At 65.2% G+C, this 253-nt stretch carries 1 pseudogene; it reads left to right on the top strand.

Annotated features, from left to right (window positions below):
• Nucleotides 1-253, top strand: a pseudogene (locus tag ACLJNW_RS26860) (alpha/beta hydrolase); the annotation flags it as partial.

The following is a 253-nucleotide window of genomic DNA, read 5'->3' as shown; positions in this document are numbered from 1 at the left end:
CTCCTATGGCGGCGCGGTGATCACCGAGGCCGGCAACCAGCCGAATGTGGTCGGGCTGGTCTATATCGCCGCCTTCGCCCCCGACAGCGGCGAAAGTCCCGGTGGCATCACCCAGGAGCACTTGCCCCTGGCCGCAGCGAACCTGGCGACGGACAGCGATGGCTATCTCTGGGTGAAGGCGGACAGGTTCCACGAAAGCTTCTGCCAGGATCTCGCTGCGGACGAAGGGCTGGTCATGGGCATCACCCAGAAG

Source organism: Salmonella sp. SAL4457 (genome assembly GCF_046548235.1).
GTDB lineage: Bacteria > Pseudomonadota > Gammaproteobacteria > Enterobacterales > Enterobacteriaceae > Salmonella > Salmonella enterica.
Note: the sequence above shows the minus strand (reverse complement) of the source record. Positions and strands in the feature narration are given on the sequence as shown.